The organism is Gilvibacter sediminis (assembly GCF_028561565.1).
Lineage (GTDB): Bacteria > Bacteroidota > Bacteroidia > Flavobacteriales > Flavobacteriaceae > Gilvibacter > Gilvibacter sediminis.
Map to the genome: position 1 here is coordinate 1 of NZ_JAQQTE010000010.1, position 683 is coordinate 683.

The window sequence follows — 683 nt, forward strand, 5'->3', positions numbered from 1 at the left end:
AGTAACCCACAGACGATCTACGTCCGGGTAGTAAACTCCGACGGCTGTGTGACCATTGGTCTTTTTGAGTTGGAAGTACTTCCACTACCGATCTTTGTCACGCCAACACCTTTAGGTATTTGTGATGATGCAGTCTTGGACGGCTTTGCGCCTTTTGATCTGACGGTAAAAGATCCGGAGATCACTGGTGGCGACCCGACCTTGAGTGTAAGTTATTATTTAACCGAGGCGGAGGCTGATGCGGCCACGCCAGCACTAACGAGTCCGTTTACCAATACGAGTAATCCACAGATCATCTACGCGCGGATCGATGACTCCACCACGGGCTGCCACGATACCACGCCACTAGAGCTTATCGTGTTTGCGCCACCTACGGCCTTCCCACCAACTCCATTGGAGCGTTGCGACAACGATGCCGACGATGTAGCCCTGTTTGATCTAACCTTGGCGGATGCAGACATCATCGGGGGGCAACCGGATGTGTTTGTGAACTACTATCTGACCTTGGCACAGGCTGAGGCGGGAGATCCAGCCACGGCGCTGGTATCGCCTTACCCGAACATCGCCAACCCACAGATTGTGTATGCACGTATTGAGAACTCCATCACGGGCTGTTTTGCCACTACGGAGTTGGAACTTATTGTGCTGCCTGCAACCGATATCGGTAGCTTCCCAACCATTGA

At 52.9% G+C, this 683-nt stretch carries 1 pseudogene; it reads left to right on the top strand.

What is annotated here, in order from left to right:
- A pseudogene (locus POW22_RS10320) lies at positions 1 to 683 on the top strand (hypothetical protein); the annotation flags it as partial.